Raw genomic sequence first — 26928 nt, 5'->3', positions numbered from 1 at the left:
ATTTTTGCTCTGGGGAGTCAGCGCACTTGTTAGTCATTATCGGATATGTGGTGGTCTGCGTCGGCGTGTTTGGCGGCTATGCCATGGGCGGCGGGCATCTGGCCGCGCTGTTTCAACCGCTGGAGCTGGTCATGATCGGTGGTGGCGCGTTCGGTGCTTTCCTGGTTGGTAACAACGGCAAGACGCTGAAAGCGACCACGGCCGCGCTGCCGACCATCTTCAAGGGCTCGCGCTACACCAAAGACTTGTACATGGAGCTGATGTCGCTGCTGTTCGACGTGCTGTCCAAGGTCCGCAAAGAGGGCCTGATGTCGATCGAGGGCGATATCGATAGCCCCGAGCAAAGCCCGCTGTTCAGCAAATACCCGACCGTGCTGGAAGACCATCACATCGTGGAATTCATGACCGATTACCTGCGCCTGATGGTGTCCGGCAATATGGATGCGTTCCAGATCGAGAACCTGATGGACATCGAGATTGAAACCCACCACCACGAAGGCGCCGCGCCCGGCCACGCGATTGCCCGCCTGGGCGACGGCATGCCGGCCTTCGGTATCGTGGCGGCGGTGATGGGGGTGGTGCACACCATGGAATCGGTGGGCCTGCCGCCGGCCGAGCTGGGTATCCTGATCGCGCACGCGCTGGTCGGCACCTTCCTCGGTATTCTGCTGGCGTATGGTTTCGTCGGTCCGCTGGCCAGCCTGCTGGAGCAGAAGCTGGAAGAGTCGACCAAGATGTACCAGTGCGTGAAAGTCACGCTGCTGGCCAGCCTGAATGGCTACGCGCCGGCGCTGGCGGTGGAATTCGGCCGTAAAGTGCTGTACTCGACCGAGCGCCCGACCTTCAACGAGCTGGAAGACCACATCAAGAAATCCAAGTCGAAGTAAGCCATGCAGCGCACACTCTATTGTTTAAGGATGAATCATGGCTGAAGAGGGCCTGCGGCCGATTATCGTCAAGCGCATCAAGAAGCATGGCGGCGGCCACCACGGCGGCGCCTGGAAGATTGCCTACGCCGACTTTGTGACGGCGATGATGGCCTTCTTCCTGCTGATGTGGCTGCTGGGTTCAACCACCAAGGGCGACCTGAACGGCATTTCCGAATACTTCAAGACACCGCTGAAAGTGGCCATGTCCGGCGGTTCCGGCAGCGGCGACAGCTCGTCGATCCTGAAGGGCGGCGGCAAGGACCTGACCCGCACCGACGGCCAGGTCAAGGCCAGCGACGACCCGCAGGTCAAGAAAACCTATAACCTGACCGCCGCCAAGGCCGCGCTGGAAGCGGAAGAAAACCAGCGCCTGCAAAACCTCAAGGAGCGCATCGAGAACAAGATCGAGGCTAATCCGCTGCTGAAGAAATACAAGGAACAGCTGCTGCTGGATATCACCAGTGAAGGCTTGCGGATTCAGATCGTCGACGAGCAAAACCGCCCGATGTTCGCGCTGGCCAAGGCCGAGCTGCAACCCTACACCAAGGAAATTTTGCATGAGATCGGCTTCGTGCTGAACGACGTGCCAAACCGCATCACGCTGTCCGGCCACACCGATTCCACGCCATATATGAGCGACGCGGGCTACAGCAACTGGGAATTGTCGGCCGACCGCGCCAACGCCTCGCGCCGAGAGCTGATCGCTGGCGGCATGCAGGATAGCAAAATGCTGCGTGTGGTCGGGCTGGCCTCGGCCATCAACCTCGACAAGGCCGATCCGTTCAATCCAATCAACCGCCGCATCAGTATCGTGGTGATGAACCGCCGCGCCGAAGACAGTGTGCTGCGCGACGGCCGCAAGATCGAGGTCGGCGACACCGACGACGCGGCCGCCATCGGCGCCGCCGCCGCCGCGCCTGCCGCGCGGCCTGCCGGCCCGCCGGTACGCAAATAAGAGTAGTAAAGAACGAGACTGTTATGACGAGAAAAAAAATTCTGGGTTCCCATGTCAAGCGCCTGCTGTCCGGCGTGTCTGACCATGGCCGCCGGCATCTGACCGAAGTCGAGACCGACCTGATCCAGACTGGCCTGCTGCTGGAGGAAGCGATAGAAAAGCTGTCCTACAACTTCATGGCCATCCACCAGACGGTGGAGGCGGAGCAGGCCACCATCCAGCTGCTGCTGGACGGCGGCACGGTGACGCCCGAGCAGCGCGCGCAGCTGGAAGCGCTGCAAGGCCAGGTGGGCAACTATGTCAACGCCGCCATCACCAGTCTGCAGTTCCAGGACATGACCAGCCAGCTGCTGGACCGCACCCTGAAACGGGTCACCGGCTTGCGCGAATTCCTCGGCACGCTGGGCGCGCATGGCGCGGAAATGCTGCCCGAGAGCGATAACGAGCAGATCGTCGAGCTGCTGGGCAAGGTCAGCATGGCGCTGGCGATACAGAGTCTGGAATTGCGCAGCGTGCTGCGCAAGGCGGTCAGTCAGCAGCACCTGGAAAGCGGCGACATCGAGCTGTTCTAACACCTAAACAACGTGATTTACAAGAGAGAATAAGATGGCTAAGACTATACTTGCAGTTGATGATTCCAGCTCCCTGCGCCAGATGGTGGCTTTCAGCCTGAAGGCTGCCGGCTACCAGGTGGTGGAGGCGGTGGACGGCCAGGAAGGCCTGGAAAAAGCCAAGCTGCAGAACGTCGATCTGGTGCTCACCGACCAGAACATGCCGCGCATGGACGGCCTGCAACTGATCGCGCTGCTGCGCGAACTGCCGAGCTACGCCAAGACCCCTATCCTGATGCTGACTACCGAATCGTCCGACGAGATGAAAGCCAAGGGCCGCGCCGCCGGCGCCAATGGCTGGCTGGTCAAGCCTTTCGATCCACAGCGGCTCATCGAGGTCGTCAAAAAGGTCATCGGCTGATATAGGGCGCGCAATGATGCGAAGCGAACGTTACGGAGTATCACCATGACCATCGATATAAGCCAGTTTTATCAGGTCTTTTTCGATGAGGCTGAGGAGCTGCTGGCTGAAATGGAGCGGCTGCTGCTGGCCGTCGATGTGGAGTCGCCTGACGCCGAGGATCTGAACGCGATCTTCCGCACCGCCCACTCGGTCAAAGGGGGCGCGTCGACCTTTGGCGTGACCGACATGAGCGAGATCACGCACGTGCTGGAAACCCTGCTGGACCGCATCCGCAAAGGCGAGATGGCGCTGACCGGCGAGCATGTGGACGCCTTCCTGGCCGCCAAGGACATACTCAAGATGCAGCTGGACGGCCACCGTCTGGGCAGCGAAGTTGACCAGGACGCGGTCGGCGACGTGCGCATGATGCTGCAATCGCTGGCGCAGGATGTGCCGGTGGTGGCGCTGGCGCCCGTCGCGCCGGCCTATAACGCAGTGGAAACCAAGCAGGTCGATCACATCGGCGGACGCCGCTACCGGCTGGAGCTGCCGGCCATGGCGCACCGCGAAGTGCAGGCGCTGGGCGAGGAACTGGGCCTGATGGGCCACGTCTCGATCACCCCGCTGGACAAGGACCGCAATGCGATGCTGGTCACCACCCACGAGAGCCTGGACGACATCATCGCCATCTGCTCCTTCGTGCTGAATCCGGACGAGATGCAAGTCACCGAACTGCCGGCGCTGGACGATGCGCAGGCGCAAAAAGAGAAGGCCGCGCGCGACCAGGTCGAAGCTGACCTGGGCTATGGCTTCTTCGATACCACCGAACTGAAACCGGCCACCGCCTCGGGCCAAGGCTATGGCTTCTTCCAGCCGCTGGATGAAATCCGCGCCAACGCCAGCGCCGCGTCCGAGGATGCGCAAGGCTATGGCTTCTTCCAGCCGGTCGAACAGATCCGCGCCGCCGCCGGCATCGTCATCGAGACCCCGCCAGCCGAGGAAGAGAAGAAGGTCGTCAAGAAAGAAGAAAAGGAAAAAGAGAAGGCGCCAGCGCACGCCGGCGCCGAATCGTCGTCGATCCGCGTGTCGATCGAAAAAGTCGACCAGCTGATCAACCTGGTCGGCGAGCTGGTGATCACCCAGGCGATGATCGAGCAGCGTGTCGATACGCTCGACCCGATGGTGCACGAGCGCCTGCTGAACAGCGTCAGCCAGCTGACCCGCAACACCCGCGACCTGCAGGAAGCGGTGATGTCGATCCGCATGATGCCGATGGACTTCGTGTTTTCGCGCTTCCCGCGCATGGTGCGCGACCTGGCGCACAAGCTGGGCAAGAAGGTCGATTTCATCACCAATGGCGCCGCGACCGAACTGGACAAGGGCTTGATCGAGCGCATCGTCGATCCGCTGACCCACCTGGTGCGCAATTCGATCGACCACGGCATCGAGATGCCGGAGGTGCGCCGCGCCGGCGGCAAGAGCGACGCAGGGCGCTTGTTCCTGTCGGCATCGCACCAAGGCGGCAATATCATCATTGAGGTATCGGATGACGGCGGCGGCTTGAACCGCGAACGCATCCTGGCCAAGGCTCAGCAGAACGGGCTGGCGGTCAGCGATACCATGAGCGACGCCGAAGTCTGGCAGCTGATCTTCGCGCCCGGCTTCTCCACCGCCGACGTGGTTACCGACGTGTCCGGCCGCGGCGTCGGCATGGACGTGGTCAAGCGGAATATCACCGCCATGGGCGGCGTGGTCGAGATCCGTTCGGCCAAGGGCTTTGGTACCACCATTTCGATTTCGCTGCCGCTGACGCTGGCGATCCTGGACGGCATGTCGATCCGCGTCGGCGACGAGATTTACATCCTGCCGCTGGGCTTTGTGATCGAATCGCTGCAACCGGTGCCGGAAGACGTCAAGGAAATCAGCGGCAAGGGCCGGGTCATCAAGGTACGCGGCGAGTACCTTCCGCTGGTGCCGCTGTACCAGATGTTCGACATCACGCCGCGCTTCGACGATCCGTGCAAGGGGATTGTCATCATCGTCGAAACCGATGGCCGCAAGGCCGGCCTGTTTGTTGACGAGCTGGTCGGCCAGCAGCAGGTGGTGGTCAAAAACCTGGAGTCGAATTACCGCAAGGTGGCCGGCATTTCCGGCGCCACCATTCTCGGCGACGGCGGCGTGTCGCTGATCCTGGACGTCGCCGCATTGATACGCTCGTCGCGCCAACTGGCCGACGAATCGATTTTTTCTTGATAGGGGGCCAACATGGCAGAGATCCAATCCACTACGGCACACGCCGCCGACATCGCCGGCCACGAATACCTGGCCTTCAAGCTGGGTGCCGAAGAATACGGCATCGACATCCTGAAGGTGCAGGAAATCCGCGGCTATGAGGCGGTGACCCGCATCGCCAATGCGCCCGAGTTCATCAAGGGCGTGATCAACCTGCGCGGCATCATCATCCCGGTGGTGGACATGCGCATCAAGTTCAACCTGGGCGATCCGGTGTATGACCAGTTCACCGTGGTGATCATCCTCAACATCAACGGCCGCGTGGTCGGCATGGTGGTGGATTCGGTGTCGGACGTGACCACGCTGACCGCCGAACAAGTGAAGCCGGCGCCGGAAATGGGCACCGCCTTCAGCAGCGATTATATGATCGGCCTGGGCACCATCGATGAGCGCATGCTGATCCTGGTGGACATCGACAAACTGATGTCGAGCCCGGACATGGGCCTGATCGACCAGCTGGCGGCCTAAACCGCGCCGCAGCTGCAGTAGCAAGGATGCGCCCCAAAAAGAAGGGCGCGCCGTACACACGACGATAAAGCAAGAGGGGAGCAACACATGAATTTACGCGATTTCAAGATCGGCGCGCGGCTGCGCATCGGCTTCGGCATCATTTTGCTGATCCTGGTGGTGATCGTGCTGATGACCAATTACCTTAACTACAGCAATAAGAACAAGCTGACCAAGGGATTGGCCACAGCAACCACCAAGAATCTCCAGGCCGGCACGATGAAAAGCGCGATGCTGGAAACCGGCATCGCCATGCGTAATATCGGCCTGCAATCGGACGTGAGTCTGATGCAGAAGGAAGAGCAGAAGGTCAAGGACCAGCGCGCGCGCTACGACAAGGCGTTGAATGCGCTGAAGGCGCAGGGCCTGAACGACGCCGAGCAGAAAGTGCTGGCGCAGCTGGCGGCGCTGGACGCCGACACCGACGCCGCGTTCAAGGACGCGATCGGGCAGATCCTGGCGTTCAACAGCGAAGGCGGCGCCAAGGTGATTTCGGGCCGCATCGATCCGCTGAACACGCAGACGCTGGCGCTGATCAACAAGCTGGTGGAGATGCAGCAGGCCAATGCCGAGGAAGTGATGGACGGTTCGGTCACTGCCGACCGCAGCCTGATGGTGGTGCTGTTCGTACTGGGCGGCGTGGCGGTGGTGCTGGGCGTGGCTTGCGCTACGGTGATCACCCGCTCGATTACCGTGCCGCTGTCGGGCGCGGTGGGCGTGGCGCAGAAAGTCGCGGCCGGCGAACTGACTTCGCATGTGCAGGTGGAAGGACAGGACGAAACCAGCGAGCTGCTGCAGGCGCTGAAGGACATGAATGAAAGCCTGGCCAAGACGGTGGGCGATGTACGCACCGGTACCGAGCTGATCTCGACCGCGTCGCAGGAGATTGCCTCGGGCAATGCCGATTTGTCGGCGCGTACCGAATCGCAGGCCAGCTCGCTGGAGGAAACCGCATCGTCGATGGAAGAACTGACTTCGACGGTGAAACAGAATGCGGACAACGCGCGCCAGGCGAATCAGCTGGCGGTGTCGGCGTCGTCGGTGGCGGAGAAGGGTGGCCAGGTGGTGTCGCAAGTGGTGCACACCATGGGCTCGATCACCGAATCGTCGCGCAAGATTGCCGACATTATTTCGGTGATCGACGGTATCGCCTTCCAGACCAATATCCTGGCGCTGAATGCGGCGGTGGAAGCGGCGCGCGCCGGTGAACAAGGGCGTGGTTTCGCGGTGGTGGCGTCGGAAGTGCGCAATCTGGCGCAGCGTTCGGCGGGCGCGGCCAAGGAAATCAAGGAACTGATTACCGACTCGGTGGAAAAAGTCGACGCCGGCAGCAAATTGGTGGACGAGGCTGGCCAGACCATGGATCTGATCGTGACCTCGATCCGCCAGGTGACCGATATCATGGGCGAGATCACGGCGGCGACGCAGGAGCAGAGCAACGGTATCGAGGAAGTCAATCAGGCGATTTCGCAGATGGACGAGATGACGCAGCAGAATGCGGCGCTGGTGGAAGAAGCTGCGGCTGCGGCGGAAAGCATGCAGGAGCAGGCGGAGTTGCTGTCGCAGGCGGTCAGCATTTTCAAGCTGTCGCATGACGCGGGTGTGCGCCGCGCAGTGACGCCGGCGCCACGCCGCACGGTGGTGGCGGCCAAGCCGGCCGTTGCTGCTGCGCCGGCAATCGCCACCGCTGCCCGGAAGCCGGCCGCCAAGCCAGCCGCGCCGAAAAAATCCCTTCCAGCGTCCTCGGGCGCCGATGAGTGGGAAGAGTTTTAAGCTGTACGTTGGCATAGTTAGCACATAGAGAGGATTTAACATATGCCGCAATCAAAAGACACCGTCAAAGAATTTGACTTTAACGCCCGCGATTTCGAGCGGGTGCGTGGCCTGATCTACAAGCGCGCCGGCATTTCGCTGGCGGACAGCAAGCAGGAGATGGTCTACAGCCGGCTGGCGCGTCGTCTGCGCGCCACTGGCATCGACTCGTTCGCCAAATACCTCGACGACCTGGAAGCCGGCCGCCTGGGCGAGGAATGGGAGTTGTTCACCAACGCGCTGACCACCAACCTGACCTCGTTCTTCCGCGAAGCCCACCACTTCCCGCTGCTGGCCGATCACGTCAAGGGCAAGCGCGAGCCGCTGACCATCTGGTGCTCGGCCAGCTCCACCGGCGAGGAACCCTACTCGATCGCGATGACCGTCTGCGAAGCCTTCAACACGCTGACGCCGAACGTGCAGATCGTTGCCACCGACATCGACACCAATGTGCTGGCCACCGCCGCCAACGGCGTGTACGGCATGGACCGGCTGGACAAGATGTCGCCCGAGCGCCAGCGCCGCTTCTTCCTCAAAGGCAAGGGCGACCGCGAGGGCATGGCCCGCGTTAGGCCGGAATTGCGTAATATGATAACGTTCAAGCAGTTGAATTTATTGGCGGACAGCTGGCCCATCAGCGGCCAGTTCGACGCGATTTTCTGCCGCAACGTGATGATTTACTTCGATAAGGCGACCCAGCGCAAGATCCTGTCGCGCTTTGTGCCGTTGATGAAACCGGATGCGCTGCTGTTCGCTGGGCACTCGGAGAACTTCCTGTATGTCTCGGAGTCGTTGAAACTGCGCGGCAAGACCGTCTACGAGCTGGACGATAGCTCGGCCGCCCGTAAAGCACCGCCGCACCGCAGCTGAGAGAAAACATGGACCTCGAACAATTTGCCACCAACGTCTATTACGACCGGACGTTCGACTGTCAGGCCGCCAAGATCCTGCCTGGTGAGTATTATCACACCAACAAGGATATGTTGATCGTCACCGTGCTGGGCTCGTGCGTGTCGGCCTGCATCCGCGACCGCACCACCGGCCTGGGCGGCATGAACCACTTCATGCTGCCGGACGGTGGCGGCGACAATGGCAGCCCGGTGTCGGCTTCGGCGCGTTATGGCACGTATGCCATGGAGATCCTGATTAACGATCTGCTCAAGGCCGGCGCCAAGCGCGAGAACCTTGAAGCCAAGGTATTTGGCGGTGGCGCCGTATTGAAGGGCTTCACGGCCATTAACGTCGGCGAGCGCAATGCGGCTTTTGTGCTGAATTTTTTGAAAGTGGAACGGATCAGGGTGGTGGCGGAAGACTTGAATGATATCTACCCGCGCAAAGTGTATTTCTTCCCGCGCACCGGCAAGGTGCTGGTCAAGAAACTGATGCAAAGCCATAACGATACCCTGGTCAAGCGGGAAATCGAATACGCCAGCCGCCTCAAGGTGGCGCCTGTGGCTGGCGAGATCGATCTGTTTTAAATAACAAGAAAGTATTTTATGAAGATCAAAGTCCTGGTGTGCGACGACTCCGCACTGATCCGCAGCGTCATGAGCGAGATCATCAATTCCCAACCCGACATGGAAGTGGTCGGCGCGGCGCCCGATCCGCTGGTCGCCCGCGAGCTGATCAAACAAACCAATCCCGACGTGCTGACGCTGGACGTGGAAATGCCGAAAATGGATGGCCTCGACTTCCTGGAAAAACTGATGCGCCTGCGCCCGATGCCGGTGGTGATGGTGTCGTCGCTGACCGAGCGCGGCTCGGAAATCACCATGCGCGCGCTGGAGCTGGGCGCGGTGGACTTTGTGACCAAGCCGAAAATTTCGATCCAGGCCGGCATGCGCGAGTACACCGAACTGATCACCGACAAGATCCGCGCCGCCTCCAAGGCACGCGTGCAGGCGCGCCGCCTGCCGCAGCCGGGCGCCGAAGGCCATGCCGCGACGCCGCTGTCGGCGCTGCGCAACCCGCTGCTGTCGTCGGAAAAACTGATCATCGTTGGCGCCTCCACCGGCGGCACCGAGGCGATCCGCGAGTTCCTGATGCAGATGCCGTCCGACTGTCCTGGCATCCTGATTACCCAGCACATGCCGGAAGGCTTTACCCGCTCGTTCGCCAAGCGACTCGATTCGCTGTGCAAGATTTCGGTGCAGGAAGCACAGGGCAATGAACGGGTGCTGCCGGGCCACGCCTATATCGCGCCAGGCCACTCGCACCTGTACCTGACCCGTAGCGGCGCCAATTATATGACCCGCATCGACCAGGCTGAGCCGGTCAACCGTCACCGTCCGTCGGTGGATGTGTTGTTCCGTTCCGCAGCGCAGGCGGCCGGCAAGAATGCGGTTGGTGTTATCCTGACCGGCATGGGCAAGGATGGCGCGGCCGGCATGCTGGAGATGCGCAATGCCGGGGCGTATAATTTTGCCCAGGACGAGGCAAGTTGCGTGGTGTTTGGCATGCCGCGCGAGGCGATTGCAGTCGGGGCGGCGCATGAAGTCGGCGCCCTGCAGGCGTTGCCGGGCATGGTGCTCGGCCACCTGGCACAACACGGCATGCGCGCGCTGCGTGTTTAATTGTGCAAGTGTGACGTTTTACTGCTACTTTGTTCGCCTTAAGGCAACGAAAATGCTATCCTACAACTTAATGCCAAATTGTAGGCACTATTAACAACCGCGTAGAGAATCAACGGAGCAATTCATGGCTGATCCAAAGATGAAATTTTTAGTTGTTGACGATTTTTCGACGATGCGTCGCATCGTCCGGAATCTGTTAAAAGAACTGGGTTATGCCAATGTCGACGAGGCAGAAGACGGCGTGATGGCGCTGGCGAAACTGCGCGCAGAATCCTTCGACTTCGTCGTGTCCGACTGGAACATGCCGAATATGGACGGTCTGACGATGTTGCAGAACATTCGTGCCGATCCAGCCCTGGCCAAACTGCCAGTGCTGATGGTGACTGCCGAAGCGAAAAAGGAAAACATCATCGCGGCGGCGCAAGCCGGCGCCAACGGCTATGTGGTGAAACCATTCACCGCCGCCACCCTGGACGAAAAACTGAACAAGATCTTCGAAAAACTCGGAGCTTGATCGTCCGCTGCGGGCGCCAGAAACGCCAGGCGTTTCTGGATCTGCCCGCCGCAAGCTGGCCGCGCGGACGCGGGCGCTGCCGGGCTACCCACATAAAGCGATGCACCATACCCATTTTCTCGTCCGTGAGCCCTTGCTGGACCCGAAGCAGCGGGTGGTGGGGTATGAGCTGTCCTGGCGCCAGTCCGCCACCCCCAGCGCTTCACTGCGCGACGCACTCGATTCGCTGATCGCCTTTGTTGCCAGCCAGGTCAACGACGAAGACGATGGCTGGCTGCTCCGCGATAAAATCCTCTTCCTTGAAGCCGTGCCCGACATGCTGTCGGCTGACGCGCTGTATGACATGCCGCCGGAGCGCACTGTACTTTCCATCAAGGCGGTGGAACTCGCCAACCCCGATACCATGGCCGCCGTGCAGGGCTTGCGCGCGGGCGGCGTCGGCATTTTGCTGCGCGAAGCCGACCTGGCGCGCATCGGCGCACGCCTGCCGACCATGGCGTCGTATGTGGAAGTACGCTTTTCCGGCGCCGACGTGGCCACCCAGGCGCGCATGTACGCGGCGCTCAAGCAATCCACGGTGGGCATGATTGCCCGTCCGGTCAGCAACTGGGCTGATTTTGACGCCTGCGCGGCGCTGGGGCTGAACGCCTTTGTCGGCAAGCTGCACCTGACGCCGCGTCCCAGCACCGACACCAAGGGCCTGAATCCGGCCCAGGCCGTCATCATGCAGCTGATGCAGATGGTGCGGCAGAACGCCGACATCGCCCAGCTGGAGGCGGTGCTGAAGCGCGACGCGACGCTGTCGTACAAGCTGCTGCGCTTCATCAATTCGGCCGGCTTTGGCGCGGGCAGGGAGGTGCAGTCCCTGCGCCAGGCGCTGGCCTTGCTGGGCTATACGCCGCTGTACCGCTGGCTGACGCTACTGCTGGCAACCGCCAGCACCTCGGGCTATTCGCCGGTGCTGCTGGAAACGGCGGTGGTGCGTGGCCGCCTGGCCGAACTGCTGGGGCAGGCGGCGTTGGGCAAGGGGGAGGCGGAAAACATTTTCGTGGCCGGCATGTTCTCGCTGCTGGACCGGCTGCTGGGCATTCCGATGGAGGAGGTGCTGGCCAATGTCCAGCTGTCCGAGGATGTGGTGGCCGCGCTGCTGACGCGCAGCGGTAAATACGGCCCCTATCTGGCGCTGGCAGAGGCCTGCGAACTCAGCTCCGACCTGGTCTCCTCACTGGCCGGCGCGGTCAAGCTGGGGCCGCTGGAGGTCAACCGCGCGCACTTGTCCGCTTTGGCCTGGGCGCAAAACATCGCCGCTTGAGGTATCTCAAACACCTTGCGTGCGCCGTTTGACGCTACGCCTTGCACGGCGCATGATGCTTCATCATGAACGCCAATTCCGACAAAGAGTACATCGACAACAAGGTGGGCGACCTCCGCACCGCCGTGGATGACCTGCGGCTGTCAACCGGTGAGCGCGTCGGGGCGCTGCACGGTAGATTTGATGCGGTGGATGCCCAGTTTAGGGCGATGGGAGCTCAACTCGATGCCTTGGGCCTCAAGATTGCAACTACGGTTGAAGCAGCGAAGGCGGAAATCATCAAGTGGATTGCCGGCTTGCTGATCGCGATGGTGGCGCTGTTTGTCGGCTCGGTCGGCACCATCGTCAATCTGCTGCCGCACCAGCAGCCTCAGCCAGCGCCGGCGATCAGCACACCGGCGGTGATTATTCAGCTGACGCCGCAGGGCGCAGCCGTGCTGCCGGCCGTACCTGCGCGCAATCCGCCTTAAATTTCCAGGTTGTCGATCAGGCGGGTTGTGCCGAGCTTGGCGGCGGCCAGCACCACCAGCGGCGTGCCTTGCGCCAGGTCGCCGGCGTTAGGCGGTTGCAGGTCGTTGCGCTTGCGGATAGAGATGTAGTCTGGTTGCCAGCCACGCTTAGCCAGCTCATCCATTGCCTTGTGCTCCAGCTGGAACACATCCAGATGACCGGCGCGCACCTCATCGGCCACCGCATTCAGCGTCCGGTACAAAGCCGGCGCCTCGGTGCGCTCGGTTTCCGACAGATACATATTGCGCGACGACAGCGCCAGGCCATCTTCCGCACGCCAGGTTTCAGCCGCGATGATCTCGGTCGGCATGGCGAACTGGCGCGCCATATTCCGCACAATCATCAACTGCTGGTAGTCCTTCTTGCCGAACACCGCCACGCGCGGTTGGACGCACGAGAACAGCTTGGTCACTACCGTGCACACGCCGTTGAAGAAGCCCGGACGGAACTCGCCTTCCAAGGTATTGCCCAGGCCATCCGGCGGCTGCACGCGGTACTCCTGCGGCTCCGGATACAAGTCCTTCTCGGTCGGCGCGAACAGCACGTAGACGCCTTCCTTCTCCAGCTTCTCAACGTCTGCCTGGAAGGTGCGCGGGTATTTATCGAAGTCCTCGTTTGGGCCGAATTGCAGGCGGTTGACGAAGATCGACGCCACCACCGGGTCGCCGTGCTTGCGCGCCAGGCGCATCAGCGACAGGTGGCCTTCGTGCAGGTTGCCCATGGTCGGGACAAAGGCGGTGCGCAGTTGGCCGCTGAGTTGGTCGCGCAATTCTTCAATCGAGGTGATGATTTTCATGGTGTTAGCTCATTCTGTTGCCGGCTTATGCCGGCGAGTAGGCCAGCCGCACGTAAATCGGTGCGAACGGTTCGGCCTGGGTAATTTCAATCAGGGTTTCTTTGGCCAGCTCCAGCAGCGCCACAAAGTTGACCACCACCACCGGCACGCCGCCCGCCACATCGAACAGGTCGGCAAACTCGACAAAACGGGCCGATTGCAGGCGCCGCAGGATGCCGGTCATGTGCTCGCGCACCGACAGTTCTTCGCGGCTGATTTTGTGGTGCTGGGTCAGCTTGGCGCGCTTCATCACGTCCATCCACGCCTGCTGCAAGTCGCTGGCCACCACGTCCGGCCAGGTCGGCACCAGGCTTTGCTCGATGAAGATCTCGGTGCGGACGAAGTCGCGGTCGACTTGCGGAATGGCGTTCAGCTCGTAGGCGGCCAGCTTGATCTGTTCGTATTCCAGCAGGCGACGCACCAGCTCGGCGCGCGGGTCGTCTGCCTCCACGTCCAGGTCGGCCTGGCGCTGCGGCAGCAGCATGCGCGATTTAATCTCGATCAGCATGGCGGCCATCAGCAGGTATTCGGCCGCCAGTTCCAGGTTGGACAGGCGGATCTGGTCGACATACTTCAGGTATTGCAGCGTCAGCTGCGCCATCGGGATGTCGAGGATATTGAAGTTCTGCTTGCGGATCAGGTAGAGCAGCAGGTCCAGCGGACCTTCAAACGCGTCCAGAAAGATTTCCAGTGCGTCTGGCGGGATGTACAGGTCGGTGGGCAGCTTTAGCAGCGGCTCGCCGTACAGGCGGGCCAAGGCGGAGACTTCGGCCGTCACGGCGGTAGCTTCAGCAGCGGCGTCACTTGCCGCATCGGCTGCTGATGCATCGCTTGCGGCGAACGGATGGACGCTGTCGTCCGGCGCGCCGGGTTCGGCGTCCGGTACTGGCGGCTGCGCGTCAGCCGTATCTTCTGGCAACATCCTTGCCGCCCCGCGTGTGACTTAAACCTTGTTCTGGTAAACGTAGGCTTGTTGCTTGACAGCCGATTTCAGCTGACGCTCCTGCTCATCCAGCGAAATGGCCGGACGATCCCACAGCAGTGCACGGCCTTGTTGCTGGCCGGCTTCAATGCCCGGATTCTTTTCCTTCAGCGCCTTGATGAACAGGGTGTGATCGGACTCGTACATCGAATGTTGTTTAGAAAGTTTCATATTATCTAAGTGGGTGGATCAGCAACGGCTATTTTACCGCGCCCCGGCGCTCCAACGCTATTGCTATCGCTTCTCACCGGCTGGATCGGGTATGCTCTGGTGAATAATGTTGCACGAATATCAAAAATGAGCGATAAGACCACCGCGCGGCTAAGCGCGCACACCATTTTCCTGCTGACCTTGCCACCGCTGCTGTGGGCCGGCAACACCATCGTCGGCCGCCTGGTGCACGAGTTGCTGCCGCCGGTGCTGCTCAATTTCCTGCGCTGGGGCATCGCTTTCTTCATCCTGCTGCCGCTGGCCGGCCCGGTGTTCCGCCGTGAAGCAGGGCTGTGGCAGCACTGGAAAACCTACGCCATGCTCGGCCTGCTGGGCATCGGCATGTACAACGCGCTGCAATACATGGCCCTGCAAAGCTCGACGCCAATCAACGTCACGCTGGTGGCGTCCGGCATGCCGGTGTGGATGCTGCTGACCGGCTGGCTGTTTTTCGGCGTGCCGGTCAGCCGCAAGCAGGTAGCAGGTGCAGTGCTGTCGATTGCCGGCGTGCTGCTGGTGCTGGCGCGCGGCGAGTGGCGGCATGTACTGGAACTGCGGTTGGTGCCTGGCGACCTGTTCATGATACTGGCGACCATCGCCTGGTCGTTCTACAGCTGGATGCTGACGCGAACCACCGAACCGGCCGGCATCCGCGCCAACTGGGCCAGCTTCCTGCTGGCGCAGGTGGCGTTTGGCGTGCTGTGGTCGGGCGGCTTCGCCATCGGCGAGCAGGCGCTGGGCGCGGTGCAGGTGCAGTGGAGCTGGACGCTGGCGGCGGCACTGCTGTATGTGGCCACCGGGCCGGCGATTGTCGCTTTCGGCTGCTGGGGCGCCGGCGTCCGCGCTGCGGGGCCGTCTGTCGGCTCGTTCTTTGTCAACCTGACGCCGCTGTTCACGGCCGTGCTGTCGGCGGCTTTCCTGGGCGAGGCGCCGCACGGCTACCATGCGGTGGCGTTCGCATTGATTGTTGGCGGCATCGTGGTGTCGGCCCGACGCAGCTAGCCGCCGCCAGTATGTGCCTTCAGCGCGTCGATAAACACCCGCACCTTCTGCGGCACGCGCGCGGTGGCAGGGTAGACGGCGTGGATGTCGCTTTCCGGCAGCGACCACGCCGGCAGCACCTGCACCAGCCGTCCCGCCTCCAGATCCTCCTTGACTGAAAACAGCGTGGCGCGCAGCACGCCGTCGCCGCCGAGCGCGGCCGCGCGGTTGGCGTAGGCGGTGTTGGAGGAAAAAACGGTATTGCGCATGCGGACGTCCGCCACCTGACCGGTGCGGTTGGTCAGCCTGAATTGGCTGGGCTGTGCCAGCACCGATAGCGCGACATGGGGCAACTCCGCCAGGTCATCCGGCGTCTCCGGCATGCCGTGCCGGGCGATGCATGCCGGGCTGGCCACCAGCAAGTGGGTCAGCTTGTCGACCCGCGCGGCCATGTGGCCGGAATCCGCCAGCTTGCCCAGCCGTACCGTGACGTCGATGCGTTCGGCAATCAGGTCGATGAGCTGTTCGCCGCAGGTCAGGTCGATCTTCAACGCCGGGTAGCGGGCGCGCAATTGCGCCAGCACCGGCGACACCACCATCAAGCCATAGTCGATCGGGCAGGCCACGCGCAGCGTTCCCTGCGGGCTGTCGCTGCCGCTGCGCGCCTGTTCAATTGCTGCCTCGGCCGCCGCCAGCAACTGGCGGCTGGACTCGTAGAAGCTGCGCCCGGCTTCGGTCAGGCTCAGTTTGCGGGTCGAGCGTAGCAGCAGGCCGACGCCGATTTCCTGTTCCAACAGCTGCATATGCTTGCTGACCATAGACTTGGCCAGCCCAAGGCGCTCGGCGGCGGCGGTCAGCGAGCCGGCCTCCACCACGGCGACAAAGGTGGTCAGACGGTTCAGATTGATGGCATTGAGATCAGTCATGGCGAGATTGTACACTTTAAGTGGACTATGATTCCTCTTTTGTCCGGCTTATCAGCACGACATTGTCTTCTTATACTGGCTCCATCATTCACTCACCAGGAGTCATCATGAAACTGTACGGCATTCCACTTTCCGGCCATTCCCACCGCGCGCGGCTGTTCCTCAATCTGCTGGACTTGCCGCACGAATTTGTGGCGGTCGATATGGCCAGCGGCGAGCACAAAAAGCCGCCATTCCTGGCGCTGAACGCCTTTGGTGAAATTCCGGTGCTGCAAGACGGCGAGGTGACGCTGGCCGATTCCAACGCCATCCTGGTGTATCTGGCCGCTAAATATGATGCCGATGGCCGCTGGCTGCCACGCGATCCGCTGGCCGCCGCCCAAGTGCAGCGCTGGCTGTCGGCCGCCGCCGGCAAAATCGCCTACGGCCCGGCCACCGCGCGCCTGGTCACGGTGTTCAATGCGCCGCGCGACCATGACGCCGCCAAAGCCATCGCCGTGCGCCTGTTCGATGTGATGGAACAGGAACTGCAAGGCCGTCGCTGGCTGGTCGGCGAGCACGCCACCATCGCTGACGTCGCCGGCTACAGCTACATCGCCCATGCGCCGGAAGGTGGCGTATCGCTGAAGCCATACCCGAACATCCGCGCCTGGCTGGATCAGGTACGCGCGCTGCCGGGCTTTGTGGCGATGCCTGCGACCCAGGCCGGCCTGGCTCCAGAGGAGGTGTAATCATGGATGCCGCCGCCTCGATTTTCCATGCCGGTGAACTGGCGATCCAGGAGCGCGTGGGTGTGCGCGAGCAGATGGCTGGCGCGGCGGCATACATACGCGATTACATGCCGGAGCAGCATCGCGATTTTTATCACAGCCTGCCGTTCTTTTTCCTGGGCGCGCTGGATACCGCTGGCCAGCCTTGGGCGACCATGCTGGCCGCCGATGCGGGCTTCATCGTGTCGCCGGATGCGCGCACGCTGAATATCAGCGGCGGCATGCTGCCTGGTGATCCGCTGGAAGGCCAACTGCATCCCGGTGCGCATATTGGCGGACTGGGACTGGAACCCACCACACGCCGCCGCAACCGCGTCAACGGTGAAATCGTGGCGGTGGACGATGGTGCGGCGCGCATCCGCGTCACGCAGAGCTTCGGCAATTGCCCGCAATACATCCAGCATCGGCAGCACACCGCCGCGCCCGGCGATGGACGCAAGGTGCAGGTGCTGCGCGGCGTCGCGCTGAGCGCCGCCGATCGTGAGCTGATCGCCCGCGCCGACACCTTTTTCATCGCCAGCGCCAATCTGGCGCCTGATGCAGGCAAAGGGCGTGGCGTGGACGTGTCGCACCGCGGTGGCCGGCCAGGTTTCGTGCGGGTGGACGATGAAGGCACGCTGACCGCGCCCGAGTTCGTCGGCAATTATTTTTTCAATACCATGGGCAACCTGCTCAACAATCCGCGTGCAGGCTTGTTGTTCATCGACTTTGAGAATGGCGACATGCTGCATATTGCCGTTGAAGGGGAGATCATCTGGGACGGCCCGCAGCTGCAAGCCTTTGCCGGCGCGGAAAAGCTGCTGCGCTTCCATGTCCGCGAAGTGGTGCGCAATATCGGCGCGCTGCCGTTCCGCTGGTCCGAACCCAAGCCAGCGATGCAGAACGCCCGCACCGGTAGCTGGGGCGAGGCGGACCGCGTGCAGGCCGCTGCCGCGCTAACTACCAGCTGGCGTCCTTACACCGTGAGCGATGTGGTTCGGGAGAGCAGCGATGTGCAGTCCTTTTATCTGGAGCCGGCCGATGGCATGGGCGTGGCCTCGCATGTGCCGGGCCAGTTCATCTCGCTGCGCGTGCCGGAATGGGCGACTGGCGGCGCGGCGTCGCAGATTCGTAGCTACACCATTTCCGATGCGCCGGATGGGCGCCGCTATCGCATCAGCGTCAAGCGTGATGGCGTGGTGTCGTCATGGCTGCACGCGCATCTGTCGCCCGGCGCGCAGATCGAGCTGATGGGGCCTGGCGGCGACTTCACCTTTGAAGAGGGAACGCAGCGCCCGGTGGTGATGCTGTCTGCTGGCATCGGCATCACGCCGATGATCGCCATGCTGAATGGACTGCTGGTCAACGGTAGCCGCACGCGGCATAAGCATCCGATCTATTTCATCCATGGTTCGCGCGAGGTGGCGCATCCGTTTGCCGTGCATCTGCAAACGCTGGCGATGGGACATAGCAATCTGGCGGTGCATGTGCAGCAGCAGCAGCGGCTCAATATGGAAGTGCTGAAGGAGCTGCTGCCGTTCGATGATTACGATTTTTACCTGTGCGGTCCGGCGGGCTTCATGCAGGATATGTACGACGGCCTGCGCAAGCTGAATGTGGCCGATGCCCGCATCCGCTTCGAGGCGTTTGGACCGGCCAGCGTGCGACGTGGTACGGCGGCAGACAAGGCTGCCGAGGCCGCGCCGGCTCAGGCCATTCAAGCGGTGCCGGTGCGTTTCGTGCGCTCAGGCGTGGACGCTAGCTGGGATGGCACGCATGGCAGCTTGCTGGAGCTGGCCGAAGCCAGCGGCATTGAAGCGCCGTCCGGCTGCCGTTCCGGCCTGTGCGGTTCCTGCGCGGTTGGCGTCGAGGGTGGTGCGGTCAGCTACACCCGCGTCTGCGGTAACGAGCCAGGCGCTGGCGAGGTGCTGCTGTGCTCCGCAGTGCCCAGCGCGGACGGTGGTCCGCTTACGCTGGCGCTGTAAGCCTGCCGAGAGCTTAGCGCTTGGACTTGACGGTCTTGTCTTCGCACGGCGCGTGGGCTGGCGCGGTGGAGCCGCCGTCGGTATGCGCGGTATTGCAGTCGACCTTGTTTTTGTCGCGTTTCGCCTGCTTGCGGTCCTTGCTGGACTGGGTGGCGTCGGTGTTCTGACGGTTGCTGTTGTTCTGCATGGTGGTCGCTTGCTGCTCGCCGCTGGTGGCGTTGCTTTGCCCCTGGGCTGGCGTGCCGGTATTGCTGGTGCCGGAAGTCTGCGTCTGGGCCATGGCGGCGCTGCTCAGGCAGGCGGCGGCGATGATTGCAATCAGTTTGCTGTTCATGAGGGACTCCTTTAACGTTTCACGTCTGGGTGAGGGGTGGTGGGGGCGGCGTGCGGTTCGGCGGCTTTGCCATTGTGTTTGCCGCAGGCGTTGTCCGCCTTGGTCTTGTCGGTCTTGGCGTGCGCCTCGACGTTCTCTCCGCCACTGGCGTCAACGCCGCCTTGCATGGTGGTGCAGTCCGACTTATCGGTCTTCTTCTTGGCTGGGGCTACTTTGCCGTCGCCGGTCTTGACCGATGGATCGGGATCGGTTTGGTGCGCGTAGGCGCCAGCGCCGGTGCCGAGGCATGCTGCCAGTACGTAGAGTGCAAGTTTCTTGTTCATGGTGAGCTCCTTGTATTGCCACCATTGTTCCACGCCGGGCCTGTTACTTGCGTAGGAGCACAGGCCGTCGTCAGGTCAGATCATAGGAATTAACGCACCTGGCCGGAATTGTCGTTCTTGCGCATGCCATTGTTGTCGCAGGCAATGCGGTTGCCGGTTGCGTTGGAACCGCTGCGGGTACCCGTGCCAGTCCCGGTGCCGGCGGTGGTGCGGCTGCGGTCGGTGTCGCCGTCGATACAGTCGGTGTTGTTGTTATTGCTGGCGTTGTTGTTCTTGCCGCTGCGGTTGTTGCCGGTGGTGTTGCCATGCGTTTGGAGATCGGTGGCGCTGCGATTCTGGCCGGCCTGATTGGTGCCTGTCTGGCCGCTGGTGCCGGTTTGGCCGGTGCCGGTCTGTCCCGTCCCCATCTGGCCCGAGCCGGTCTGCCCGCTGCCCGTTTGTCCGCTACCGGTTTGTCCGGTGCCGGTCTGGCCGGAACCGGTCGGGGTCGATTGTGCTACCGCGACGGTGCTCATGCAGGCTGCGGCGAAAAATGCGATCAGTCGAGTGTTCATGTCTGTCTCCTTGGTAAGTGAGCAGACATTTTTTCACGCACCGGCAAGCGGCGACGTAGGAGCTTCGCCCGTGAGCGTGTCAGTTTCGCAGCAGACGTCGCATGACCAGCGGCGCTGGCTCCATCGGATTGGCGTGCGAATACTCCAGCTCCTCGGCCAGCTCGAACTCGTAGGCGGCATAGAAGTCGATCAGCTTGGGCTGGTCGGCGCGCACCGCGAGGCGCACTTCCTGCACGCCGGCGGCCAGGCCGTGATGGATCACTGCTTCCAGCAGGTGCTGCGACAGATTGCTGCCGCGATGTCCCGGCAGTACGCCCATGCGGCACACTTCCCAGATGTCCTGCTCGGAATCCAGCGGCAGCCAGCGCACCGAACCGATCGCCTCGTTTTCGACCTCCAAAACAAAACCGCCGCCATCGCGCAGATGCTCTGCAACGATGACGGCGGTTTCGCGGTGGCCGCTGGAGGTGACGCTGACCTTGCCGGCCCACGCGGCGCGCGTGAGCTCGGCGATCAGCTTGGCATCATCCTTTGTTGCTTCGCGCACCCTCAGGTTCATGCCGGTCCTTAACGAATGCGCATGCCCGGCTCGGCGCCCGGCCATGGATTCAGGATGTAGATGCCTGGATTGGCTTTCTCATCGGCAGCCGATGCGGCCATGACCATGCCTTCCGAAACGCCGAACTTCATCTTGCGCGGCGCCAGATTGGCCACCAGCACGGTCAGCTTGCCGATCAGGTCTTCCGGCTGGTACATCGACTTGATGCCGGAGAAGACGTTGCGGTGGCGGCCTTCGCCGGCATCCAGCGTCAGGCGCAGCAGCTTGTCCGAGCCTTCGACATGTTCACAGTTGACGATTTTGGCGATGCGCAGGTCGACCTTGAAGAAGTCGTCCACGGTGATTTCCGGCGCCATCACTTCGATGCCGGTTTCGGTCACGGCGACGGCCGGTGCGGTCTTGGCCTTGGCCGGCTTCTCGGCCTTGACGGCTGGTGCAGCGGCAGGCTGGGACGACGGCGCGTCGAACAGGTCTTCGATCATCTTGGCGTCAACGCGTGTCATCAGGTGGGCGTAGGCGCCGATGGTACGGCCCAGCATGGCGCTCGACACCACGCCGCTGGCGACATCGGTATCGGTCCACACCAGTTGCTCGTCGTTGAGGAACTTGGCGACGTTGGCGGCCACGCCCGGCAGCACCGGCGACAGCAGCAGCGTCAGCTGGCGGAACAGGATCAGCGCGGTGGTGCACACGTCGTGCAGCTCGGCCACTTTCGATTCATCCTTGGCCAGGATCCACGGCTTGTTCTCGTCGACGTACTGGTTGGTGATGTCGGCGATTTCCATGATCTCGCGCAGCGCCTTGCCGAATTCGCGCGCCTCGAAATTGGCGGCGATATTGGCCTGACGCTCGACGCCTTCAGCCGTCACCAGCGCGCGCTTGATCCAGGCTTGCGCATTGTCGGACAGGCTGGCGGCCAGCTTGCCGTCAAATTTCTTGGCGATGAAACCGGCGCAACGCGAAGCGATGTTGACGTATTTGCCGATCAGGTCCGAGTTGACGCGTGCGACGAAGTCTTCGCCGGTGAAGTCCAGGTCTTCCACCTTGGAGTTCAGCTTGAAGGCGATGTAGTAACGCAGCCATTCCGGATTCATGCCCAGGTTCAGGTAGCGCAGCGGCGAGATGCCGGTGCCGCGCGACTTGGACATTTTTTCGTTGTTGACGGTCAGGTGGCCGTGCACCGCCACGCGCATGCGGTCGATGGTCGGGTGATCGGCAAACTTCAGCATGGCCGGCCAGAACAGCAGGTGGAAGGAGACGATGTCCTTGCCGATGAAGTGGATCTGCTCGGTGTTGGAATCGCGCAGGAAGGCGTCGTAGTCCAGGCCTTTTTTGCTGAAGTAGTTTTTCAGCGAAGCCAGGTAGCCGACCGGCGCGTCCAGCCAGACGTAGAAGTATTTGCCCGGTGCGTCAGGAATCGGGATGCCGAAGTAGGGCGCGTCGCGCGAAATATCCCAGTCGGCCAGCTTTTCGCCGGCTTCGCCCAGCCATTCGGAGACTTTGTTGACCATTTCCGGCTGCAAGCGGCCAGGCGTGTTCAGCCAGTCGCGCAGGAATTCGTAGCAGCGCTTGTCCGACAGCTTGAAGAAATACTGCTCCGACGGCTTCAGCACCGGCGTGGCGTTGGTGAATACCGAGAACGGGTTCACCAGGTCGGTTGGCTGATAAGCCGCGCCGCACACTTCGCAGTTGTCGCCGTACTGGTCCTTGGCGCCGCATTTCGGGCATTCGCCCTTGATGTTGCGGTCGGCCAGGAACATGCCTTTGACCGGGTCGAAGAAGCGGTCCACGGTCTTGGTCTGAATCAGGCCGGCATCGCGCAGCTTGCGGTAGATGCCTTGCGACAGTTCGACGTTTTCCGGCGAATCGGTCGAGTACCAGTTATCGAAAGCGATGTGGAAGCCGTCCAGGTACTGGGCGCGGCCAGCGGCGATCTTGGCCACGAATTCCTGTGGCGTGATGCCTTCCTTCTCGGCAGCGATCATGATCGGCGTGCCGTGGGTGTCGTCGGCGCCGACAAAGTGCACTTCGCGCGCAGCACCGTTGTCGCGCTGCATTCGCTGGAACCGTACCCAGATGTCGGCCTGGATGTACTCCATCATGTGGCCAATATGGAAAGCGGCGTTAGCGTAGGGCAGGGCAGTGGTGACGAACAGCTTGCGAGTCATGGTTGTTGCACTTTGTGGGTGGAAAAGGGGCATTTTAACAGCGGATGCGGCACTTGCGCAGCTTGCGCTAGAATGACGGCATATTTATCGGAGAGTTACATGAGCATCGCAGTAGAAGACGTCAAGGCCGCCCTGTCGAAAATTGTTGACCCAAACACAACGAAGGATTTCGTCAGTGGCAAGGCTATCAAGAATCTCAAGGTCGATGGCAGCGATATTTCGCTGGACATCGAACTGGGCTACCCAGCCAAAAGCCAGATCGATGCCATCCGCAACAGCGTGATTGCCGGCCTGAAAACCCTGCCCGGCGTGGGCAATATCAGTGTCAGCGTGTTCAGCAAGATTATTGCGCACACCGTGCAGCGCGGCCTGAAGCCGATGGTGAACGTGAAGAACATCATCGCGGTTGCCTCGGGCAAGGGCGGCGTGGGCAAATCCACCACCGCCGTCAACCTGGCGCTGGCGCTGGCCGCTGAAGGCGCGTCGGTCGGCCTGCTGGACGCCGACATCTATGGCCCATCGCAGCCGATGATGCTGGGTGTCAAAGGCCGCCCGATCACCAAGGATGGCAAATCGATGGAGCCGCTGGAGAACTACGGCGTGCAGGTGTCCTCGATCGGCTTCCTGATCGATCCGGACGAGCCGATGGTGTGGCGCGGCCCGATGGTCACCCAGGCCCTGCAACAGCTGCTGGAGCAGACCAACTGGCGCGACCTGGATTATCTGATCGTCGACATGCCGCCAGGCACCGGCGATATCCAGCTGACCCTGTCGCAAAAAGTGCCGGTCACCGGCGCCGTGATCGTCACCACGCCGCAGGACATCGCACTGCTGGACGCGCGCAAGGGCCTGAAGATGTTCGAGAAAGTCGGCATCCCTATCCTCGGCATCGTGGAAAACATGAGCGTGCATATCTGTACCAACTGCGGCCACGCTGAAGAAATCTTCGGCCACGGCGGTGGCGAGAAGATGTGCAAGGATTTCAATGTGGACTTCCTCGGCGCGCTGCCGCTGACCATGGCGATCCGCGAGCAGGCCGACGCCGGCAAGCCGACCGTGGTGGCCGATCCGGATGGCCAGGTCGCCGCGATCTACAAGGCGATTGCCCGCAAGGTGGCTATCCAGGTGTCCGACAAAGCCAAGGATATGACCAGCAAGTTCCCGACCATCGTCGTCAAAAACGACTGATGTCCCGGCAGTCCGCCGTCCTCGGCGTACGCAAGGCGCCGCGCCAGCGCCGCTCCACGCATACGGTGGAAGCGCTGCTGGAAGCGGCGGCGCTGGTGCTGGAGGAGGGCGGACTGGAAGGCTTCAATACCAATGCCGTTGCCCAGCGCGCTGGCGCGAGCATCGGCACGCTGTACCAATATTTCCCCAATAAAGATGCGTTGACACTGGCCTTGCTGATACGCGAGGAAGCCAGCGCGCACGCGGCTGCCGCAGCGGCTGCCGCGCTGCCGTCATGGCGCGAGGCGCTGGCAGCCTTCATCGCCGTGGCGGCGCAGCAGCAGCTAAGCCGCCCGCAGCTGGCGCGCCTGCTCGATCAGGAAGAAGAACGTCCGCACATCCGCGCGGCCAAGGATGGCGCGCATAGTTTCAGCGAGCTGCTGCTGATCGTGCTGGACAAGCCGGATGCGCCGCCGCAGCTGCGCGATTCAGCCCGCCGCGCGCTTGCCGCCGCCGACCTGCTGGCCATCATCCGCGCGATGGTGGACGCCGCCGGCCAGCGTGGCGAACGCGATGCGGACGACCTGGCGCGCCGCGTCCGCGCCGCCGCCTTCGGCTACCTGGAGGCCTAAGCCTGCCAGGGCCAGGGGATGCTCAGGCCCACGCCAGCGCGGCGCGCGGCCTTCTCCAGATACTCTCCCAATACCAGATCTTGCAGCGCCAGGCCGGTCATGTCGAATACGGTGATGTCGCCGGCGGCGCGCGCGAATGCCGTGCGGCCGGTCAGCAGTTGGCCGAGCTGTATGCAAGCGACACCGTTTGCCCATTGCATTTCGCCCAGTGCGCTGGCCTGCGTCTGATCGTCCACCACCACCTGCGCCCGCTGTAACAGGCCGTCCGGCAGCTCGCGCTTGCCGCATGTATCCGCGCCGACGCAGTTGAGGTGCGTGCCGGGGCGCACGGCGCTGGCGCTGAACAGCGGTCCGCGCGCTGGCGTCGCGGTAATCACGATATCGCTGGCGGTCACCGCCGCATCGGCATCGGCTGCGTGGATCAGCGTGCAGTGCGGCGCGCCGAGCGCCGCGTAGCGCGCTGCAAAGTTCTCGTCCGGCTGCCCGGTGCGTGTGATATAGCGCGCTTCGCGCAGCGAGGGCAGGGCGCGCAATGCCGCCGCCAATTGCGCGCTGGCTTGCACGCCAGTGCCGAATACGCAGACGGATGCGCTGTCCTGCCTCGCCAGCGTGCGCAAGCCAAGTTCACCGGCGGCCGCAGTGCGCACGGTGGTGATGGCGTTGCCGTCAAGGATGGCGCGCGGCCGCCCTGTGGCCGGATCGAATAATATAACCGTGGCCTGATGCGGCTCTCCGCCCAGCTCGCGGTTGCTGGGCCAGAAGCCCGCCGCCTTGAAGCCCAGCAGATCGCGCGAGGCGACATCGCCGGATTTGATGCCGAACACGCCGCCAGTGGCCAGCGCCTCGCGCACCACCGGGAAGATGCGGCCCTGGTCCGAGCCCCGCAGTGTGAATGCGGTGCTCACTGCTTCGAGTGCAATCGCAGGTGTCAGCAGGCCGGCGATCGCATCGCGGTCCAGCAGTAAAAGTTGGGCATGATGAGGCATGATTGGCTTATTTGTCTAAAATTGGATAGAATGTATTGTATCGATATTTGCGGAGCAAGTCATGCATCACAATCTGGAGACGCCGGCGCTGTTGCTGGATGAGGGACGCATGCAGCGTAACATCGAGCGCATGCAGAATCGCATGCATCAGCTGGGCGTGGCGTTCCGGCCGCATGTGAAAACCAGCAAATGCCTGGAAGTAGTGCGGCGGCAGATGGCGGCGGGCGCGCGCGGCATCACGGTGTCCACGCTGAAAGAGGCGGAGGAATTCTTCCGCGCCGGCGTGGAAGATATTCTGTATGCCGTGGCCATCGTGCCAAACAAGCTCGATCACGCGCTGCGGCTGATCCGTGCCGGCCTTCGCCTGACGCTGCTGGTGGAGTCGGCGGCGATGGCAGAGCAGGTGGCGCGCCATGGCGCGGAGCATGGCGTCTGCTATGCGGTGCTGATCGAAATCGATACCGATGGCCATCGCTCAGGCGTCAAGCCGGGCGATCCTGTGCTGTTGCAGATCGCAGCCGCGCTGCAAGGCGGCGCCCGCCTCAAGGGCGTGATGACGCACGCCGGCGCCTCGTATGACTTGAACACGCCGGAAGCATTGGCGGCCATGGCGGAGCAGGAACGCTCGCGCTGCGTGGCCGCTGCCGAAGCGCTGCGCGCCGCCGGGCATGCGTGCGATGTGGTCAGCGTCGGCTCCACGCCAACCGCGCTGAGCGCGCAGCACCTGGACGGCGTGACTGAAGTACGCGCCGGCGTCTACGTTTTCTGTGACATGGTGATGGCCGATGTTGGCGTCTGCACGGCGGACGACGTGGCGCTCAGCCTGCTGTGCACCGTGATCGGCCACCAGACCGGCAAGGGCTGGGTGATCACCGACGGCGGCTGGATGGCAATGAGCCGCGACCTTGGCCATCAAAGCCATGGCTACGGGCTGGTCTGCGACGCCGACGGCAAGCCGGTTGACGGCCTCTGTTTCGGCAAGGCGAATCAGGAACACGGCGTGCTGCAATGGACGGGCGAGGGCGACATCAGCCAGCTGTTCCCGGTGGGCAGCAGCCTGCGCATTCTGCCAAATCACGCTTGCGCAACCGGCGCACAGCACGGCCAGTATCATGTGATCCCGCAAAAAGGCGGCGAGATGAAGGTGTGGCCGCGCTTCAGCGGCTGGTAATACTCAAC

At 62.5% G+C, this 26928-nt stretch carries 29 protein-coding genes; 19 read left to right on the top strand and 10 right to left on the bottom strand.

Annotated elements, in window-relative coordinates:
- Nucleotides 1–26 precede the first annotated feature (26 nt).
- The 13 genes from motA to KW842_RS05995 all read left to right on the top strand — a co-directional run bounded on the left by motA (nt 27) and on the right by KW842_RS05995 (nt 12318).
- Nucleotides 27–887: a flagellar motor stator protein MotA gene (gene motA / locus KW842_RS06055; RefSeq protein ID WP_218303208.1), complete on the top strand. Its 861-nt coding sequence runs from the start codon at nt 27–29 to the stop codon at nt 885–887.
- Nucleotides 888–924: 37 nt separating this feature from the next.
- Nucleotides 925–1884 carry a flagellar motor protein MotB gene (gene motB / locus KW842_RS06050; RefSeq protein ID WP_218303207.1) on the top strand — a complete coding sequence of 320 codons (960 nt, stop codon included), beginning with the start codon at nt 925–927 and terminating at the stop codon, nt 1882–1884.
- Between the two features lie 23 nt (nt 1885–1907).
- Nucleotides 1908–2456, top strand: coding sequence for a chemotaxis protein (locus tag KW842_RS06045; RefSeq protein WP_218303206.1), 549 nt, complete (start codon nt 1908–1910; stop codon nt 2454–2456).
- A gap of 34 nt (nt 2457–2490) precedes the next feature.
- The gene (locus KW842_RS06040) at nt 2491–2856 is read left to right on the top strand and encodes a response regulator (RefSeq protein WP_218303205.1); all 366 of its coding nucleotides are present in this window, start codon (nt 2491–2493) and stop codon (nt 2854–2856) included.
- Between the two features lie 45 nt (nt 2857–2901).
- Complete coding sequence (gene cheA / locus KW842_RS06035) at nt 2902–5091, top strand: chemotaxis protein CheA (protein ID WP_218303204.1); 2190 nt, start codon at nt 2902–2904, stop codon at nt 5089–5091.
- Nucleotides 5092–5103: 12 nt separating this feature from the next.
- A complete protein-coding gene (locus tag KW842_RS06030; protein WP_218303203.1) occupies nt 5104–5598 on the top strand; it encodes a chemotaxis protein CheW in 495 nt (164 codons plus the stop codon).
- 87 nt (nt 5599–5685) lie between these two features.
- Nucleotides 5686–7410, top strand: coding sequence for a methyl-accepting chemotaxis protein (locus KW842_RS06025; protein ID WP_218303202.1), 1725 nt, complete (start codon nt 5686–5688; stop codon nt 7408–7410).
- A 42-nt stretch (nt 7411–7452) separates the two neighbouring features.
- The gene (locus KW842_RS06020; protein WP_218303201.1) at nt 7453–8319 is read left to right on the top strand and encodes a CheR family methyltransferase; all 867 of its coding nucleotides are present in this window, start codon (nt 7453–7455) and stop codon (nt 8317–8319) included.
- Nucleotides 8320–8327: 8 nt separating this feature from the next.
- Nucleotides 8328–8927: a chemoreceptor glutamine deamidase CheD gene (gene cheD, locus KW842_RS06015; RefSeq protein WP_218303200.1), complete on the top strand. Its 600-nt coding sequence runs from the start codon at nt 8328–8330 to the stop codon at nt 8925–8927.
- Between the two features lie 18 nt (nt 8928–8945).
- A complete protein-coding gene (locus KW842_RS06010) occupies nt 8946–10022 on the top strand; it encodes a chemotaxis response regulator protein-glutamate methylesterase (protein ID WP_218303199.1) in 1077 nt (358 codons plus the stop codon).
- Between the two features lie 124 nt (nt 10023–10146).
- Nucleotides 10147–10536: a chemotaxis response regulator CheY gene (cheY, locus tag KW842_RS06005; RefSeq protein ID WP_008450066.1), complete on the top strand. Its 390-nt coding sequence runs from the start codon at nt 10147–10149 to the stop codon at nt 10534–10536.
- 100 nt (nt 10537–10636) lie between these two features.
- A complete protein-coding gene (locus tag KW842_RS06000; protein ID WP_218303198.1) occupies nt 10637–11848 on the top strand; it encodes an EAL and HDOD domain-containing protein in 1212 nt (403 codons plus the stop codon).
- A 65-nt stretch (nt 11849–11913) separates the two neighbouring features.
- A complete protein-coding gene (locus KW842_RS05995) occupies nt 11914–12318 on the top strand; it encodes a hypothetical protein (protein WP_218303197.1) in 405 nt (134 codons plus the stop codon).
- Here the strand turns inward: KW842_RS05995 and panC are convergent.
- Genes panC through KW842_RS05980 form a run of 3 tightly spaced genes read right to left on the bottom strand, consistent with a single transcriptional unit; the run spans nt 12315 to nt 14346 of the window.
- Nucleotides 12315–13154 carry a pantoate--beta-alanine ligase gene (gene panC / locus KW842_RS05990; protein ID WP_218303196.1) on the bottom strand — a complete coding sequence of 280 codons (840 nt, stop codon included), beginning with the start codon at nt 13152–13154 and terminating at the stop codon, nt 12315–12317. The two genes, KW842_RS05995 and panC, sit on opposite strands and share 4 nt — an antisense overlap.
- A 25-nt stretch (nt 13155–13179) precedes the next feature.
- Nucleotides 13180–14115: a ScpA family protein gene (locus KW842_RS05985; protein WP_218303195.1), complete on the bottom strand. Its 936-nt coding sequence runs from the start codon at nt 14113–14115 to the stop codon at nt 13180–13182.
- Between the two features lie 21 nt (nt 14116–14136).
- Nucleotides 14137–14346 (bottom strand): DUF3460 family protein, encoded by a 210-nt coding sequence (locus KW842_RS05980; RefSeq protein WP_090177533.1) that lies wholly within the window; start codon nt 14344–14346, stop codon nt 14137–14139.
- A gap of 126 nt (nt 14347–14472) precedes the next feature.
- Here KW842_RS05980 and KW842_RS05975 point away from each other — a divergent pair, with 126 nt between their 5' ends.
- Nucleotides 14473–15387 carry a DMT family transporter gene (locus KW842_RS05975; RefSeq protein WP_218303194.1) on the top strand — a complete coding sequence of 305 codons (915 nt, stop codon included), beginning with the start codon at nt 14473–14475 and terminating at the stop codon, nt 15385–15387.
- On the opposite strand, the gene KW842_RS05970 is transcribed toward KW842_RS05975, so the two are convergent.
- Nucleotides 15384–16292: a LysR family transcriptional regulator gene (locus KW842_RS05970; RefSeq protein ID WP_218303193.1), complete on the bottom strand. Its 909-nt coding sequence runs from the start codon at nt 16290–16292 to the stop codon at nt 15384–15386. The two genes, KW842_RS05975 and KW842_RS05970, sit on opposite strands and share 4 nt — an antisense overlap.
- Nucleotides 16293–16399: 107 nt before the next feature.
- Here KW842_RS05970 and KW842_RS05965 point away from each other — a divergent pair, with 107 nt between their 5' ends.
- Together KW842_RS05965 and KW842_RS05960 are read left to right on the top strand one after the other, a co-directional pair.
- The gene (locus KW842_RS05965; protein ID WP_218303192.1) at nt 16400–17023 is read left to right on the top strand and encodes a glutathione S-transferase family protein; all 624 of its coding nucleotides are present in this window, start codon (nt 16400–16402) and stop codon (nt 17021–17023) included.
- 2 nt (nt 17024–17025) lie between these two features.
- Nucleotides 17026–19026: a pyridoxamine 5'-phosphate oxidase family protein gene (locus KW842_RS05960; protein ID WP_218303191.1), complete on the top strand. Its 2001-nt coding sequence runs from the start codon at nt 17026–17028 to the stop codon at nt 19024–19026.
- Nucleotides 19027–19039: 13 nt separating this feature from the next.
- On the opposite strand, the gene KW842_RS05955 is transcribed toward KW842_RS05960, so the two are convergent.
- The 5 genes from KW842_RS05955 to metG all read right to left on the bottom strand — a co-directional run bounded on the left by KW842_RS05955 (nt 19040) and on the right by metG (nt 22964).
- Complete coding sequence (locus KW842_RS05955) at nt 19040–19360, bottom strand: hypothetical protein (protein WP_218303190.1); 321 nt, start codon at nt 19358–19360, stop codon at nt 19040–19042.
- An 11-nt stretch (nt 19361–19371) separates the two neighbouring features.
- The gene (locus KW842_RS05950; RefSeq protein ID WP_218303189.1) at nt 19372–19683 is read right to left on the bottom strand and encodes a hypothetical protein; all 312 of its coding nucleotides are present in this window, start codon (nt 19681–19683) and stop codon (nt 19372–19374) included.
- 89 nt (nt 19684–19772) lie between these two features.
- Complete coding sequence (locus KW842_RS05945; protein WP_218303188.1) at nt 19773–20237, bottom strand: hypothetical protein; 465 nt, start codon at nt 20235–20237, stop codon at nt 19773–19775.
- A 79-nt stretch (nt 20238–20316) separates the two neighbouring features.
- On the bottom strand, nt 20317–20796 hold the full coding sequence (locus KW842_RS05940) for a GNAT family N-acetyltransferase (RefSeq protein WP_218303187.1): 480 nt from the start codon (nt 20794–20796) through the stop codon (nt 20317–20319).
- Between the two features lie 8 nt (nt 20797–20804).
- Nucleotides 20805–22964, bottom strand: coding sequence for a methionine--tRNA ligase (metG, locus tag KW842_RS05935; RefSeq protein WP_229223532.1), 2160 nt, complete (start codon nt 22962–22964; stop codon nt 20805–20807).
- Nucleotides 22965–23063: 99 nt separating this feature from the next.
- Between metG and apbC the strand changes: the two genes are divergently transcribed.
- Together apbC and KW842_RS05925 are read left to right on the top strand one after the other, a co-directional pair.
- On the top strand, nt 23064–24152 hold the full coding sequence (apbC, locus tag KW842_RS05930; protein WP_218303185.1) for an iron-sulfur cluster carrier protein ApbC: 1089 nt from the start codon (nt 23064–23066) through the stop codon (nt 24150–24152).
- Complete coding sequence (locus tag KW842_RS05925; protein ID WP_218303184.1) at nt 24152–24763, top strand: TetR/AcrR family transcriptional regulator; 612 nt, start codon at nt 24152–24154, stop codon at nt 24761–24763. The genes apbC and KW842_RS05925 overlap by 1 nt, the downstream gene beginning before the upstream one ends.
- Here the strand turns inward: KW842_RS05925 and KW842_RS05920 are convergent.
- The gene (locus KW842_RS05920; protein ID WP_218303183.1) at nt 24760–25749 is read right to left on the bottom strand and encodes an ornithine cyclodeaminase family protein; all 990 of its coding nucleotides are present in this window, start codon (nt 25747–25749) and stop codon (nt 24760–24762) included. The genes KW842_RS05925 and KW842_RS05920 overlap by 4 nt on opposite strands.
- A 61-nt stretch (nt 25750–25810) precedes the next feature.
- Here KW842_RS05920 and KW842_RS05915 point away from each other — a divergent pair, with 61 nt between their 5' ends.
- Nucleotides 25811–26920 carry an alanine racemase gene (locus KW842_RS05915; protein ID WP_218303182.1) on the top strand — a complete coding sequence of 370 codons (1110 nt, stop codon included), beginning with the start codon at nt 25811–25813 and terminating at the stop codon, nt 26918–26920.
- Nucleotides 26921–26928 lie beyond the last annotated feature (8 nt).

The organism is Duganella sp. sic0402 (assembly GCF_019219065.1).
GTDB lineage: Bacteria > Pseudomonadota > Gammaproteobacteria > Burkholderiales > Burkholderiaceae_D > Rugamonas.
This window is presented reverse-complemented; position numbering and strand designations above follow the sequence as displayed.